Origin of the sequence: Rugamonas brunnea (genome assembly GCF_014042345.1) — a bacterium.
Taxonomy (GTDB): domain Bacteria; phylum Pseudomonadota; class Gammaproteobacteria; order Burkholderiales; family Burkholderiaceae_D; genus Rugamonas; species Rugamonas brunnea.
The window spans coordinates 1-14,636 of the sequence record NZ_JACEZT010000024.1 but is presented as its reverse complement, the minus strand read 5'-3'; the positions used below and the strand labels follow the sequence as shown (position 1 = coordinate 14,636).

The window sequence follows — 14,636 nt, the reverse complement described above, 5'->3', positions numbered from 1 at the left end:
GGCCGGCTCAGTTCGACGCCGGCGCCAGCACCTTGGCGGCTTCGGCCTGGACCAGGCCCATCAGGATATTGCTGGCGGTGGTCGGCGTTCGGTCCCTGAGGGAGACCATGCCGAAGTTAGTCGCCAGCGGTGTGGGCTCACCCGGCGCTTCAATGTCCAGCACCTGCAATTTCCGTATCGTGCCCGCAGCCAGTTCCATCTGCATGGCACGTTCGGTGGCCACCAGGACAACATCGGAGGCCAGTACGAATTCACGCAGTATCGCCAGGCTTTCGCACTCCACTGCGATCGGCAATTCGCCATGTTCGTCGGCGGCGATCAACTTCCCCAAGACCCTGCGAAGCTCAGTGGGCATGTGCACCGCGACAAAACTGGCGCCAGCCAGATCGGCGAGGCGAAGTCCGGACTGATTGGCCAGCGGATGCGCGGCGCGGCAAAAAAATGCGCCAGTCAGCCGCCCCAGCGGTTTCACAGCCAGCAGTTCGTTCGCTGGAATTCCTTGCATCTCGGCCAAGAAGAAATCCAATTTTTCATCCCTCAGCTGCTGTAGCAATGACCACGCGTCAGAAATGACCAGCTTGGCTTGCACGCGGGGATGGCGCCTGCGCAGTTCGGCCAGTGCGCTTGGCATCAACGCAATTCCTGAGAAAGGCCCTGCGCCGACGGCGATGTTGCCGAGGTCGCCCGAGCGCAGCATGGCGATTTCGCGCGACAGGTCGTGGGAGCTCGAGAGCAGCCGCCGCGCACGATCGATGACATGTTGGCCCGCTGGGGTCGGACTGACGAAATGCGGGCCACGGTCAAACAGGCGCATGCCAGTCTCCTCTTCCAGGGCCCCGATGCTGCGGCTGAACGCCGATTGCGACAGGAAGGCGCGCTCCGCCGCGCGGGCGAAGTGTAATTCATCGGCCAGCAGCACCAAGTGCGATAGCTGGCGCAGCTTCAGCGACATGTCCAAGAAAGTTCCTTTTAACTTGCGTTTTCCGCATTGAACTGGCGCGAACAATGCATTGGACGCTATCTTAACCTTTCCGCATACTGTTTGCAGAGATTCCCGCGCATGAGATCGCAGGACACCAACAATGGATGGAGGCAGTGTGAGTAGCGGATTGCAACGAGCCGGCGCGACGCTGGACGACAAGTATCAAGTGGAAAAGGGCTGGGTTTATTTGACCGGCATGCAGGCGCTGGTGCGCTTGCCGCTGCAGCAGCGCCAGCGCGACGCGGCGGCCGGCTGGAATACCGGCGGCTATATTTCCGGTTATCGCGGTTCGCCCATGGGACGCTACGATATCGAATTGTGGGCCGCCGACAAGGCCCTGAAGGCGGCAAACATTGTGTTCCGCTCGGGACTGAACGAGGATCTGGCGGCCACCGCGATCTGGGGCGCGCAATATGTCGGCATCTTCCCCGGCGCCACCGTGGATGGCGTGTTCGGCATCTGGTACGGGAAAGGGCCGGGCGTGGACCGCTCGGCCGACGCTCTGCGCCACGGCAACATGGCCGGTACCTCGCCCAAGGGGGGCGTGCTATGCCTGGCCGGCGATGACCACGGCGCCAAGAGTTCCACCATCGCCAACTTCTCCGACGGTGTGCTGATGGCCGTCGGCATGCCCGTGCTGTTCCCGTCCAACACGCAGGAATTGCTCGACTATGGCTTGCATGGCATCGCGATGAGCCGCTATTCGGGATGCTGGGTCGGCATGAAGGTGGTCACCGATGTGGTCGAGGGGGGCGGTTCCGTGTGTGTCGACCCCGACGCCCCGGTGATCACCTTGCCCGAGGCGCCGAGCCAGCCGGTGGACCAGTTCGGCACGGGCTACCACGTGCGCGGCGTCGACATGCCGCTGGCCCAGGAGGATCGCCTCTACCATCACAAGCATGCCGCCGTGATGGCGTATGCGCGCGCCAACGGGTTGAACCGGATTACGGTCGATTCCAGCGATGCCCGGATCGGCGTGATCGCCGCCGGCAAGGCCTGGCAGGACGTGCTGCAGGCTTGCGCGCTGCTGGGATTGGATCCGGAGCGCGCGGCCGACTTCGGCTTGCGCATGCTTAAGATAGGCATGATCTGGCCGCTGGATCCCGTCATCGTGCGCGATTTCGCCCGGGGCTTGGACCTGATCGTGGTCGTTGAGGAAAAACGCCCCGTGCTCGAGGACCAGGTCCGCACGATCTTGTATGGCGCGGCCGACGCGCCGCGTATCGTCGGCAAGCATGTGGCGGGTGGTTCGTTCGACCCGGACGCCGGCGCCCGCGCCTTCCCCAATGCCGCTGAATTGTCGCCGTTGATGGTGGCGAAGGTGCTGTCCGATGTGCTGCCGCAGTTCCTGTCGCACTGCTCGCTGACGCCGATCGCCGTTCCCCAGGGCCAGACCGCCGGTGCGCCGGTGCGTGCCCCCAGCTTCTGCTCGGGCTGCCCGCACAACCGCTCCACCAAGGTGATCGCGGGCAGCCGCGCGCTGGCCGGGATCGGTTGCCATACGATGGCCATGCTGAAGGATCCGACCACCACCACCACCGCCTCGCACATGGGGGCGGAGGGCGTCATGTGGTTGGGCCAGCAACCGTTCACGACCGAGAAGCATGTGTTCGCCAACATGGGGGATGGCACCTTCGCCCATTCGGGCCTGCTTGCGATCCGCCAGGCGGTGGCGGCCAAAGTGCCCATGACCTATAAGTTGCTGGTCAATGGTTTTGTCTCGATGACTGGCGGGCAGCCGGTGGAAGGCGGGCAGTCGCCGTCGCAGATGCTGGCCACGCTGGCGGGCGAGGGGATACAGAAGATGGCCGTGGTGACCGACGAGCCCGAGCGGTATGACGGGGTACCGCTGCCGGCCGGCGTCACGGTGCACCATCGCAAGGAAATGCAGGCGGTGGAGCGTGCATTCCGCGCTTACCCGCAAGTCTCGCTGATCCTGTACGACCAGGCTTGCGCCACCGAACGCCGCCGTTTGCGCAAGCGCGGCAAGTTGCCGACCCCGAACCAGCGCAGCTTCATCAACCCGACGGTGTGCGAGGGCTGCGGTGATTGCGGCGTGGCGTCGAACTGCATGTCGATCGAGCCATTGGAGACCGAGCTGGGGCGCAAGCGGCGTATCAACCAGGCCAGCTGCAACATGGATTTTTCTTGTGTCGAGGGATTTTGCCCCAGTTTCGTGACCGTGCAGGGAGGGAAGTTGCGCAAGCCGGCCGCGGCGGGCAAACCCATGACGGCGGCCTGGAGCGGAACATTGCCCGACCCGGTGCTCCCACCGTTGGATCGCCTGCAGAGCATATTGATCGGTGGTATCGGCGGCACCGGGGTGGTGACCATCGGCCAGACGTTGGCAATGGCCGCCCACGTGGAGGGCTACTACAGCTCCAACTTGGACATCACCGGATTGGCGCAGAAATATGGTGCGGTCAGCTCCCACGTCCGGTTGGCCCCCCGGCCGGAACTGTTGCACGCCACCCGCATCGGCGCACGCGAGGCGGACGTGCTGATCGGTTGCGATCTGGTGGTGGCGGCCGGCGATGAATCAATGTCCAAGCTCGATCCGGCGCGCACGTCCGGCGTGGTGTCGTCCGACCTGATACCGACAGCCGAATTTTCGCGCAATCCGGACTGGCAGATGGACGCGCCGGCATTGGCCGCGCGCATGCAAACCATCCTGGGAGCGCGCTTGGTGCTGTTCGAAGGGCAGCGCCTGGCAACCGCATTGATCGGCGACCCCATCGCGGCCAATATGCTCATGCTGGGCGCCGCCTGGCAGCGCGGGTTGATCCCCTTGTCGCAGGGCGCGATCGACCGTGCGATCGAGCTGAATGGCGTCGCGGTCCCGATGAATAAGGAGGCCTTCCTGTGGGGGCGGCGCATCGCGCATGACCTCGCCGGGGTGGAGCGCTTCCTGCGACAGCGGACACCTGCCAATGTCATCCATTTCGTTCCGCGCCTGCGCCGTAGCCTGGACGAGATCCTCACACACCGCAGCGCGCATCTGGTGGCGCATACCGGCGCCGCCTTGGCGAAGCGCTACACGGCGCTGATCGAGCGCGTGCGCCAGCGCGAGGCGGCGCTTGGGACCGGGCAGGCGCTGTCGCTCGCGGTGGCGCACAACTACCATCGGGTGCTTGCAGTCAAAGATGAATGGGAAGTCTCGCGCCTATACAGCGCGCCGGAATTCAAGGCGGCGCTGGCCAGCGAGTTCGAAGGCGACTATGCGCTGCGCTTCCATATCGGCGCCTGGCCGTTCGCGCGCACCGACCCCAGTGGCCAGGTGCAAAAGGGGGAGGCCGGGCCCTGGTTGATGCCTGTCTTCAGCTTGATGGCGCGCTTGCGGGGTTTGCGCGGCACCTGGCTCGACCCATTCCGCAACAACGCGGAACGCAAGCTTGCCCGCAGATTGTTGAGCCAGTACGAAGAAGACATCGAACGCCTGCTGCTAGAGCTCAACCAGGACAACCATGGGCTGGCGACGAAGATCGCGGCGCTGCCCGAGGCCGTGCGTGGTTACGGTCACGTCAGGCAGGCCAGCGCCGACAAGGCCGACAAGTTACGCACGGAATTGTGGGGCGCATGGCAAAGCGGCGGGCAGTCCGTCGCCGGCGCGGCCTGAACTCCTCCCATCACCGATCTAATACATTCATGGAGACCGCATGTCTAAACGTAGTGACATTATTTCTAACAGCCCCAGCCCGTTCATGAACATGTTCCGCAAGGGACTGCTGCATGGCGCCGGGTACGATACCGATAAACTGAAGACCCGGCCGCTGATCGCCATCGCCAACTCGCACACGGAGTTGACGACTGGACATTCGCATCTGGACCGGCTGGCCCGCAAGGTCCACGACGGCATCCTGGCCGCGGGCGGGGAGGCGGCCGAGTTCAATGTTCCGGCGCCTTGCGACGGCGTGGCCATGGCCCATGACGGCATGCGCTTTGTGCTGGCGCAGCGGGACCTGATCGCGGACATGATCGAGACCCATGTGCGTTCGCAGCCTTACGACGCGGTGGTTTTCATCGCCGGCTGCGACAAGATCAACCCGGCGATGATGATGGCGATGGCGCGCCTGGACTTGCCGGCCTTGTATCTGGCCGGCGGACCGGGCCAGATGGACATCCGCAACACTCACAATCCCCGGAGCTCGATCGATCACGGCGACTATCACGACGACGGCTTCCATTTGTCCAAGACCACCACGTGTGCCACTTGTGGCGCCTGCGAAATCATGGGCACCGCCAACACCTTCCAATGCCTGGCCGAGGCGTTCGGCATCTGTATTCCCGGCAGCAGCAACATCCCGGGCTGGCACGCTGACAAACTGGAGGCGGCGCGCCGCACCGGTGAGCGCATCGTGGCCATGGTCAAGGAAGGGTTGAACGCGCGCCAGATGTTCACCCCCAAGGCGTTCAAGAACGCCGTGGCGACGGCCATGTCGATCGGCGCCTCGACCAACACGGCCTTGCACCTGCCGGCCATCGCGCATGCGGCCGAAGTACCGTTCAGCCTGGCCGAATTCGAAGCCGCGGCCGACATACCGACCCTGCTCGCGATCAGCCCCAACGGCCCCTATGGCATGCAGGACCTGTGGGCGGCCGGCGGCATGCCCGCCGTCCTCAAACAAATACAACGTTTTCTCGACACCAGTGCCATGACCGTCACTGGCCAGCCGCTCTCAGCCGGCATCGAACGCGCGGTGGTGCGCAATCCGACCGTCATCCCGGCGGTGGAAAACGCGTTCCGAAAATTGGCCGGCATTACCGTACTGCGTGGAAATCTGGCGCCCGACACGGCCATCATCAAGCAGGCCGGCGTCGCCCAGGACATGCTGGCGTGTAGCGGCCCGGCCATCTGCTTCAACTCGGAGGAGGACGCGATCGCGGCGGTTAACGATGGCCGCATCGCGGCCAACCATGTCGTGGTGCTGCGCTACATGGGGCCACAAGGCGCGCCAGGCATGCCCGAGATGCTGGGCGCGACGGTCGCGCTGAAGATGGCGGGCATGAAAAAGGTGGCGCTGATCACTGACGGCCGCTTTTCCGGCGCAACCTCAGGGCCCTGTGTCGGGCATGTTTGCCCGGAAGCGAGCGCGGGCGGACCGATCGCCCTGGTCGAGGACGGCGACCTGGTCGAAATCGATATCCCCGCCCGTACGCTCACACTGCACGTCGACGAGGCCACGCTGGCCCGCCGCCGCGCCGCTTGGACGCCATACGTGCGCGCCGTCCCGAACGGCTTTATGCGGCGCTACCGTAAGCACGTGTTGCCCGCGAGTCAGGGGGCGGTCATCGACTAACAACGCCCTTACCAATCATATCAATTAAAAATCATCCAAAAGGAGAAGACACCATGACCACCCTAGCAGTAGATGCCATTCCCACGTCCCAGGACGCAGCGCTCGACCATTTGGTCCGCAAGGTCGCCTGGCGATTGATTCCTATCCTGTTCCTTGCCTACGTCGTCAATTTCATCGACAGGATCAATATCTCGTTCGCCAAGATTCAGCTGGGGAAGGCCCTGGCCATGGACGACGCCGCTTTTGGCGTCGGGGCGGGGATGTTCTTTATCGGCTTCTTCGTGTTTGAAGTGCCCAGCAACATGATCCTGGAACGGATAGGCGCGCGCCGCTGGGTGCCCACCATCATGGTCGCATGGGGGATCGCGACCACGGCGATGGCGTATGTGACCACGCCTTTTCAGTTCTACCTGATCCGCTTTCTGATCGGCTTCGCCGAGGCGGGCTTCTTCCCGGGCGTGGTGTTGTTTCTGACCTATTGGTTCCCGCTCTCGCACCGGGGCCGCATCATGTCGTGGTTCATGGCCGCATTGGCGATCTCGGGTGTGATCGGTGGCCCGATATGCGGCGCCATCATGGAATTCCTCGATGGCGCCCACGGACTGGCCGGTTGGCAGTGGCTGCTTGTCTCCACCGGCCTGCCATGCATTCTGGTGGCGGCGGGGATATACCTGCGCCTGTCCGATACGCCTGAGCAGGCGGAATGGCTGAGCGCCAACGACCGCAAGCGCCTGATCGCCAGCCTTGGCAAAATCAAACGCCCCAGCGCGTCGCTGAAGGCGGGTTTTGCCAGCGTCTGGAGTTGGAACTGCGCCTGGCTGTATTTCTTGTTGATTTGCGGCGGTTACGGCATCTCGTTCTGGATGCCAACCTTGTTCAGCCAGGCTGGCGTCGGATCTAGCGCCAAGATCGGCTTGTTGGTGTCCGCCACCAACTTCGCGGGGCTGGTGTCCATGCTACTGCTGAGCCGCAGTTCGGACCTCATGCAGGAACGCCGTTGGCACTTGACGGCGGCATTTGCGCTCGGATGCGCGGGCTTCATCGTGATTGCGATGCAGATCGGGAATGTGGCGGGGATGGCGATCGGCGCCGCCATCGCTTACGCCGGCGTGCTGGCGGGCGTGCCCATCTTCTGGACGGTTCCGACACGCATGCTGAGTCCGGCCGCGTCGGCGGTCGGTATCGCCATTGTCGCCTCGGTCGGCAACCTGGGCGGGTTCGCTGCGCCGGTACTGGTGGGTAAAGTGAGTGCCGCCACCGGCAGCCTGTCGGGGGGCTTCTGGATCATCGGCGTACTATTGCTGCTTGGCGCCGTGTGGAGCGCCGTGACGTTGCGGGAGGCCGCATGATGCAACATATGTCCAGGGAGGAAAACATGACGCTGACGATGGCCGACGATATCAAGATCCTCGCCTTCGATGTCTTTGGCACCGTCGTTGACTGGCACCGGAGCATCATGGATGAGGTGCGGTCGATGCATCTGGATGTGGATGCCGATCAATTCGCCTTGGCGTGGCGGGCCGGTTACATGCCGGCTATGCAAAAGGTCATGTCTGGGGAACTGGGCTGGACGCTGATCGACGATTTGCATCGCATGATACTGGATGATCTGCTGGTGCGATTCGGCGTGACGCAGTTGAGCGAGGAACAAAAGCGCCATTTGAATAAGGCTTGGCATCGGCTCGGCGCCTGGCCGGATACGGTGGCGGGACTGCGGCGGCTGAAGCAACGCTATACCATTTGCACGCTCTCAAACGGCAATATCGGTCTGCTGACCAATATGGCTAAACAGGCCGGGCTGCCGTGGGATTGCGTGCTCTCCGCTGAAGTGTTTCAAAAATATAAGCCGGACCCGGCCACCTATCTGGGTGTGGCGAAGATCTTCGACGTCGAACCGGGCCAGGTCATGCTGGTCGCTGCCCACCAGGATGACCTGGCGCATGCCCGCGCGTGCGGCTTGAAGACCGCCTATATCGAACGTCCGCTGGAATACGGCGCGTCGCAGGTCAAGGATGTGTCGCCGCATCCCGATAACACCTTCCATGCCAGGGATCTGGAGCAACTGGCGGGTTTGCTCCGCTGTTGAGTACCCATCCTCGTCAAATTCGTTGAACAACCAGGCGCCAAGGTAACGTCCCGGCAGTCCCGTCGCCTTGCGTTTTTTAATTCTATATATGACGGTCATCATATTGTTAGTATGAAGGAGTGATGCTTTGGACCACATGAATTCTCTCAACGCGGCTGTGAAGGGGCCGGTATCGCGCCGCCAGATCCTGCTTGCCGGTGTGTCAGGCGCCGCGACCCTGGCTCTGCCGCGCCTGGCCAATGCCGCTGCGGCAGGCGCGGCCACGACGCCGACCCTTTTCGTCGAAACCGGCGGGCGTCAGCTGGCCTATCGTTCGGTCGGGCAGGGCAAGCCCATTGTGCTTTGCCATCGCTTTCTAGGGGTGATGGACTGGTGGGACCCCGGCTTTATCGACGCCCTGGCGGCACAGGGTTTCCGCGTGATCTATTTCGACTATACCGGCATGGGGCAATCGTCGGGCAGTCCGACGTACGACGTGGTCTCGCTGGCCAGGGACGCCAAGGATTTGGTGGATGGGCTGGGGCTGAAGGACACCGTGATCGGCGGTTGGTCGGTAGGCGGCATGGCGGCGCAGATCTATCTGGCTAGCCACAGTGCCGAGGTGAGCCATGTGCTGCTGATCGGAACCACGCCGCCCGGGCCGCTGGTTAAAACCACCGATCCTGTGTTCTTCTCCCTGGCGCAACGGACCGAGCATGACCTCGATTGGTTCACCCGCTCCTTTTTCGAACCGAATGATGCTGGCAGCCGCGCCGCCGCCCAGGCTTCGTTCGCCCGCATCGCCGCCCGTCGCGGTGATCGCAGCCCGGAAATACCCCTGAATTGGGCATTGGCCCAGCTTTCGACCTTGCCCAGCAACCCGGTGTTCCCGGCCGATGCGGTGCTTGCGGTGCTCAAGACGACCGCAGTCCCCGTCCTGCATCTGGGTGCCGACCACGACCTCGGTTTTCCGGTTGAGAACTGGTATGCCTTGAACGGTCAATTGCCCACCGTTACGCAAATGACCTTTCCGAGAAGCGGGCACGGTCCACACCAACAGTATCCGACGCTGGCGGCGGAGCAAATCGCCGCCTTCATCAACGGCCAGCAATGAAGGAGAACCAGGATGCGTGAGCAGACAATTCATGACGGCAAGGACGACGTCCGCGCCAAGGGGCCGTTCGCCGCGGCAGCAGGCGCGCCTGCGCGCCGGCGTGCCTTCGTCCAAGGTCTTGCGGCGGTCGGCGCGCTGGCCCTCGCTGGGTGCGGCGGCGACGGCGGTATCGCCGGGACCGTAGCCTTGGGCGCGCGCGATACACCGACGCGGTTCGCGGCGGTTGGTGGACGCAAGTTGGCCTACCGTTCCGTAGGCGAGGGCAAGCCCATCGTGCTGTGCCACCGTTTCATGGGGGTGCTCGACTGGTGGGACCCGGATTTCATCGATAGCCTCGCGGCGCAAGGCTTTCGTGTGATTTATTTCGACTACTCGGGCATGGGGCAGTCGACCGGGCCCGCCACCTACGACGCCGTGTCGTTGGCCGGGGACGTGCAGGATCTGGTCACCGCGCTGGGCTTGAAGGACTTCGCCGTTGGCGGTTGGTCCCTGGGCGGCATGGTGGCGCAGATCTTCATGACCGGCCACGGCGCCGATATCTCGCACCTTGTGTTGATCGGCACCACGCCGCCCGGCCCGCTGGTCAAGACCACCGATCCGTTGTTCTTTTCCCTCGCGCAGCAAGCGACCCGTGACCTGGACTGGTTCACGCATTCCTTTTTTGAGCCGGCGGACGCCGGCAGCCGTGCCGCCGCGCAGGCATCGTTCACCCGCATCGCGGCACGCAAGGGCGACCGCAGTCCCGAGGTGCCGCTCGAGTGGGCGTTAGCCCAACTGGCGACGCTGCCCAGTAATCCGGTGTTTCCGGCCGACGCGGTGGGCGCCGCGCTCAGGAATACCGGCGTCCCCATCCTGCACCTGGGGGGCGATCACGACCTCGCCTTCCCGGTCGAGAACTGGTACGCATTGAACAACCAGCTCCCCACCTTAAACCTGATTACCTATCCCAGCGCCGGCCATGGTCCGCATCAGCAGCAGCCACAAGCAGCGGCAAAACAGATCGGTGCCTTTATCCGGGGCACGGGCAAAACATCGTCCTGATCAGCGGCAGCGCATTTTCAACCACCAAAACTAACTACTTCCGTACGGAGACAACAATGAAAGCAGTACTGCAAACCGCCGGCATTGCCGCCAGCCTGGCCTTGGCCGCACCGGCCATGGCGCAATCGAACGTCACGCTCTATGGCGCTGTGGATGCCGGCCTGAGTTACTCCGACACCGGCAACGCCAAAGCGACCACGGTCACATCCGGCGTCGCGTCCGCTTCCCGCCTTGGATTTCTTGGCACGGAAGACCTCGGGGGGGGATTGAAGGCCAGGTTCCAGCTGGAGGCCGGCTTCGACTCGGACACCGGGGCCATGAAGAGCTACACCGGGAATCCATCCTCGGCCACGCCGGCCGCGCCTGGCGGAGTCGCCGCGAGCGGTCTGTTCAACCGCCGCTCGTTCGTCGCGCTGGAGGGGGGCTGGGGAACGGTCGCCATCGGCCGCGACTACACGCCGCTGTACTGGGCGCTGTTGGAGACCGACCCGTTGCGGCTCCAGTTGTATGGTAATGCGCAGCAAACCATTCTGCTGTCCGGCACCGGCTCGGATCGTTTCGGGCGGGCCAGCAACGCGGTCTTCTATAGCAGTCCGTCGTTGCAAGGCTTCATGGCGCGCGTCATGTACAGCGCGGGTTCGGAAAGCAGCGGCGGTCCGGGCGCCGCGCCCAAGGCTGCCAATCGCATGGAATCCGTTTCCGTGCAATATAAAGGCGAATCGCTGCTGCTGGCGGGGGCCTACCAGGAACTGGAGTTGCCAGTGGTGAGTCAAGCGCCGCTGGCGTTCACCGGCGCCACCGGGACGCGCAAGGATCTGGTGCTGGGGGCAAAATATACGGTGGGTGATTACTCAGTCGCCAGTGGTTACTTCCATGCCAAACAGCCCGTGCCCGATAGCGACAGCAAGGATGTCTGGCTTGGGGGCGCAGTAACCAAGGGGCTCAGCACGGTGCAGCTTAACGTCCAGCGCATGTCACGGGACGCGGCCGCTGGCGTGGCGCCGAAGTCAACGGTGTTTTCCCTCAGCTATCTGTACCGCCTGTCGCGTCGTTCCGTGCTTTACGCGTCGTACGGCCAGTCCCGCAACAATGCCACCGGCACGTTTGCGCTGGTCTCAAACGATACCGCCGTCGCACCAACTTCGGTAGGCGCACGCGTCCGTGCATTGACCTTGGGCATTAATCACAGCCTTTGATCCGGCGCCCGGGGGCAGGGCAGCGGCCGCACGGTCGACCATGGCGGGGCGACCGTTGCCCTTGCTGCGAGCTGTTGCATGTTCTGCAGCGCGGAACCCTGGGCATAGTCTGAATGCAAGCAAGAAGTTCGAGGAGTTGGCGTACCCACGAAATTCAATGATGATCGTCATATTATTCTCATCATATGCTATATTGTGGTTAAGGCAGTTACAGATGTCAGCATTTTGGAGAAAGGGTTGTGATGACGGTTGATCAGGTTATCGCGGGTTGGAAAGCGGACGAGGCCGCAGTGCGCGCACGGTTGCGGGAACCCCAAGCGGTGCCAAGGGAGCGGCTCGCCGGGCGCTCGGGCATGGAGGTCTTCCAGGCGATCTTTGCCGGCGAACTTCCTCCCGCGCCAATAGGCGACACGCTCGATTTCGTGCCGATCCATATGGCGCCTGGCGCGGCAGTGTTCCAGGGGCGGCCGCAACGGCGGCACTATAACCCGCTGGGTACGGTACATGGCGGCTGGTTCGCGACGCTGTTGGATTCGGCCGTTGGCTGCGCGATCCACACCACCTTGGCTGCAGGGAAGGGCTATACGACGTTGGAACTCAAGGTGAACATGGTACGCGCGCTTGACGATAGCGTGCCGCTGGTGCGGGCCGAGGGGAAGGTGATCCATGTCGGGCGCCAGGTCGCCACGGCCGAGGGCCGCATCGTTGGCGCCGATGGCAAGTTGTACGCGCACGCGACGACGACCTGTCTGATCTTCGACCATCCCGCCGCGAGCGCCAGGTATGCGCATGAGCGGGCTTAACGCCACCTAATGGGCGCTGTGTCGCCGGGGCGTGTTGAGCTTAAGTGGCGCGTCGGCGCCTTCACGGTGTTTCAAGAAGCTGGCGATGCCAGCCACATTACTTTGCTTAAAGGTTCGATCATGACAGTCCTCTATCTTGAAGATTTCACGCCGGGGCAGCGCTTTGCCGGCGGAACGCGCATTCGTATTGAGTCCGAGCGTGCCAAGGCATTTGCTGCGGAATTCGATCCTCAACCCTTCCATCTCGATGAAGGCGCGGCCAGCGTCTCGATTTTCCGGGGACTGGCCGCCAGTGGCTGGCACACCGCTGCGGTGACGATGCGCTTGCTCGTTGAAACCGAATTCCAGCCGGCGGGAGGCATAGTCGGCGCAGGGTTCGAGGAGCTGCGCTGGCCAACGCCGGTGCGGCCAGGCGACGAGTTGCGGGTGGAAGGCGAGGTGCTGGAAGTTCGCCCATCGAAGTCCCGGCCGGAGCAGGGAGTGGTCAAAATGCGCACTTCTACGTTCAACCAGTGGGGTGAGGCGGTCCAGGTTTCGGTGGGCAATCTCATCGTGCAAAGACGCCCTTCGTAGCCGCGCTTAATATGATGAATGTAATTTATTAAGGGAGTAACTGATGCAATATGTGGTTTTTGGCAGGACGGGCCTGAGGGTGTCGCAGGTGGCCTTAGGCACTGGCAACTTCGGCACAGGCTGGGGCTATGGGGCTGATCCGGATGTGGCGAAGGCGGTTTTTGACGCCTACGCCGAGGCCGGCGGCAACTTTATCGATACGGCGGATGTTTACCAGTTCGGCCAATCGGAGGAATTGCTGGGGGCGCTTCTGCAGGGGCGACGCGAGGATTTTGTGTTGGCCACCAAGTTCAGCAACGGCGCTACGCCCAATGCCAACCGGCTAGTGACCGGTAATAGTCGCAAGGCGATGATCGCTTCCGTTGAAGCCAGCCTGAAGCGACTCAAGACTGACCGGATAGACATTTATTGGGCGCATCACCCGGATGGCGTCACGCCCGTCGAGGAGATTGTCCGCGGATTCGAGGATTTGGCGCGCGCTGGCAAAATTCTCTATGCCGGTTTGTCGAATTTCCCAGCCTGGCGTCTGGCCCGCGCGGTTACCCTCGCTGAATTGACCCACGCGGTGCCGATTGCGGCGGCGCAGTTCGAGCATAGCCTGGTGCACCGTGAGTCGGAGGCCGATTTGTTCCCGGCGGCGCACGCGCTGGGTCTTGGCATCGTCACTTGGTCTCCATTGGGCGGAGGCATGCTGACCGGCAAATATCGGCAGGGGGAAAAAGGCCGGGCCGAAGGCTTTGGTGGGCGCGTATTCCAGTTCGAGGACACACCACAGCGTACGCAGATTTTGGACACGGTGCTGTCCGTTGCCACGGAGCTCGGCGTCAGCGCCAGCCAGGTCGCCATCAGCTGGGCTGGAACGCATGGCGCTGTGCCTATCATCGGACCGCGCACACTGGGCCAGTTGAGCGATAACCTGGGCGCTTTGACAATTGCGCTCTCTGCCGAACAGATCAACCGTCTCGATAACGCTGGCAGCCGGGTACCGGCTGGGCCCGGGAGGATGCCGATTCGCTTGGCCACGGATGGTTCCGGCTTTGTGGCGTGAGCCGTGGTGTGATGGATAGGACATGATCTGGACGGGGGCACCGCATGAAGGGAGGCCGCGCCGCGAGATCCGTCGGCCTGGACTGTTCGCGTTTTGAGGTGCCCGCAATGTTTGAAAGGAATCGCCATGAATGGAAAAATTGCCTTGGTCACCGGCGCTTCATCCGGCACCGGTGAGGCGATCGCGGCCCGACTGTGGCAGGCTGGCTACAAGGTCTATGGAGCCAGCCACCTGGCATCAAGGTTGATCTGAGTAACTACGAAATGCTAGCGTTGGATGTCACCAGCGACGCTTCGGTCCAGGCAGCCATCGCGACCGTGGTCCGGCGCGAGGGGCGTATCGACTTGTTGGTGAATGCAGCCAGCCTCGGCGTTGCCCCGGCAGGGGCAGAGTGTTAATTTGCATTGAAAATTGACCCATCTTCCCCACGAATTTGCAACGGAATCTGACCCACGTTCATAGCACAATCCTTCCTGTCCTTTCGACAGGAGATCGGAGTGATCGACGTGGCTTTACT

The 14,636-nt window shown here is 63.0% G+C and carries 11 protein-coding genes and 1 pseudogene; 11 read left to right on the top strand and 1 reads right to left on the bottom strand.

From position 1 onward, the window contains the following. Positions 1-7: 7 nt before the first annotated feature. Complete coding sequence (locus H3H37_RS23640; protein ID WP_229219014.1) at positions 8-952, bottom strand: LysR family transcriptional regulator; 945 nt, start codon at positions 950-952, stop codon at positions 8-10. A 145-nt stretch (positions 953-1,097) separates the two neighbouring features. On the opposite strand from H3H37_RS23640, the gene H3H37_RS23635 reads away from it, so the two are divergent. The 11 genes and pseudogenes from H3H37_RS23635 to H3H37_RS25990 form a co-directional block, all read left to right on the top strand. After that, a complete protein-coding gene (locus H3H37_RS23635; protein WP_311197583.1) occupies positions 1,098-4,598 on the top strand; it encodes an indolepyruvate ferredoxin oxidoreductase family protein in 3,501 nt (1,166 codons plus the stop codon). 40 nt (positions 4,599-4,638) lie between these two features. Next, positions 4,639-6,279, top strand: a complete 1,641-nt coding sequence (gene ilvD / locus H3H37_RS23630; protein WP_182167128.1) for a dihydroxy-acid dehydratase — start codon at positions 4,639-4,641, stop codon at positions 6,277-6,279. Positions 6,280-6,332: 53 nt separating this feature from the next. Then, positions 6,333-7,628 carry an MFS transporter gene (locus tag H3H37_RS23625; protein ID WP_182167126.1) on the top strand — a complete coding sequence of 432 codons (1,296 nt, stop codon included), beginning with the start codon at positions 6,333-6,335 and terminating at the stop codon, positions 7,626-7,628. Next, positions 7,625-8,365, top strand: a complete 741-nt coding sequence (locus H3H37_RS23620; protein WP_229219011.1) for a haloacid dehalogenase type II — start codon at positions 7,625-7,627, stop codon at positions 8,363-8,365. The genes H3H37_RS23625 and H3H37_RS23620 overlap by 4 nt, the downstream gene beginning before the upstream one ends. Positions 8,366-8,501: 136 nt before the next feature. Further along, on the top strand, positions 8,502-9,458 hold the full coding sequence (locus H3H37_RS23615) for an alpha/beta fold hydrolase (RefSeq protein ID WP_182167200.1): 957 nt from the start codon (positions 8,502-8,504) through the stop codon (positions 9,456-9,458). A gap of 12 nt (positions 9,459-9,470) precedes the next feature. Further along, complete coding sequence (locus H3H37_RS23610; protein ID WP_182167124.1) at positions 9,471-10,499, top strand: alpha/beta fold hydrolase; 1,029 nt, start codon at positions 9,471-9,473, stop codon at positions 10,497-10,499. Between the two features lie 56 nt (positions 10,500-10,555). Then, on the top strand, positions 10,556-11,695 hold the full coding sequence (locus H3H37_RS23605) for a porin (RefSeq protein ID WP_182167122.1): 1,140 nt from the start codon (positions 10,556-10,558) through the stop codon (positions 11,693-11,695). 242 nt (positions 11,696-11,937) lie between these two features. After that, positions 11,938-12,498: a PaaI family thioesterase gene (locus H3H37_RS23600; protein WP_182167120.1), complete on the top strand. Its 561-nt coding sequence runs from the start codon at positions 11,938-11,940 to the stop codon at positions 12,496-12,498. A gap of 120 nt (positions 12,499-12,618) precedes the next feature. Beyond that, positions 12,619-13,071: a MaoC family dehydratase gene (locus tag H3H37_RS23595; protein WP_182167198.1), complete on the top strand. Its 453-nt coding sequence runs from the start codon at positions 12,619-12,621 to the stop codon at positions 13,069-13,071. Between the two features lie 43 nt (positions 13,072-13,114). Further along, positions 13,115-14,119 carry an aldo/keto reductase gene (locus tag H3H37_RS23590; RefSeq protein ID WP_182167118.1) on the top strand — a complete coding sequence of 335 codons (1,005 nt, stop codon included), beginning with the start codon at positions 13,115-13,117 and terminating at the stop codon, positions 14,117-14,119. Positions 14,120-14,245: 126 nt separating this feature from the next. After that, positions 14,246-14,511: pseudogene (locus H3H37_RS25990) on the top strand (SDR family NAD(P)-dependent oxidoreductase); the annotation flags it as partial. Positions 14,512-14,636 lie beyond the last annotated feature (125 nt).

Excerpts from the sequence above, each read along its gene's own strand:
- H3H37_RS23640 (WP_229219014.1), bottom strand. The coding sequence starts at position 952 with ATGTCGCTGAAGCTGCGCCAGCTATCGCACTTGGTGCTGCTGGCCGAT.
- ilvD (WP_182167128.1), top strand. The coding sequence starts at position 4,639 with ATGTCTAAACGTAGTGACATTATTTCTAACAGCCCCAGCCCGTTCATG.
- H3H37_RS23625 (WP_182167126.1), top strand. The coding sequence starts at position 6,333 with ATGACCACCCTAGCAGTAGATGCCATTCCCACGTCCCAGGACGCAGCG.
- H3H37_RS23620 (WP_229219011.1), top strand. The coding sequence starts at position 7,625 with ATGATGCAACATATGTCCAGGGAGGAAAACATGACGCTGACGATGGCC.
- H3H37_RS23615 (WP_182167200.1), top strand. The coding sequence starts at position 8,502 with ATGAATTCTCTCAACGCGGCTGTGAAGGGGCCGGTATCGCGCCGCCAG.
- H3H37_RS23610 (WP_182167124.1), top strand. The coding sequence starts at position 9,471 with ATGCGTGAGCAGACAATTCATGACGGCAAGGACGACGTCCGCGCCAAG.
- H3H37_RS23605 (WP_182167122.1), top strand. The coding sequence starts at position 10,556 with ATGAAAGCAGTACTGCAAACCGCCGGCATTGCCGCCAGCCTGGCCTTG.
- H3H37_RS23600 (WP_182167120.1), top strand. The coding sequence starts at position 11,938 with ATGACGGTTGATCAGGTTATCGCGGGTTGGAAAGCGGACGAGGCCGCA.
- H3H37_RS23595 (WP_182167198.1), top strand. The coding sequence starts at position 12,619 with ATGACAGTCCTCTATCTTGAAGATTTCACGCCGGGGCAGCGCTTTGCC.
- H3H37_RS23590 (WP_182167118.1), top strand. The coding sequence starts at position 13,115 with ATGCAATATGTGGTTTTTGGCAGGACGGGCCTGAGGGTGTCGCAGGTG.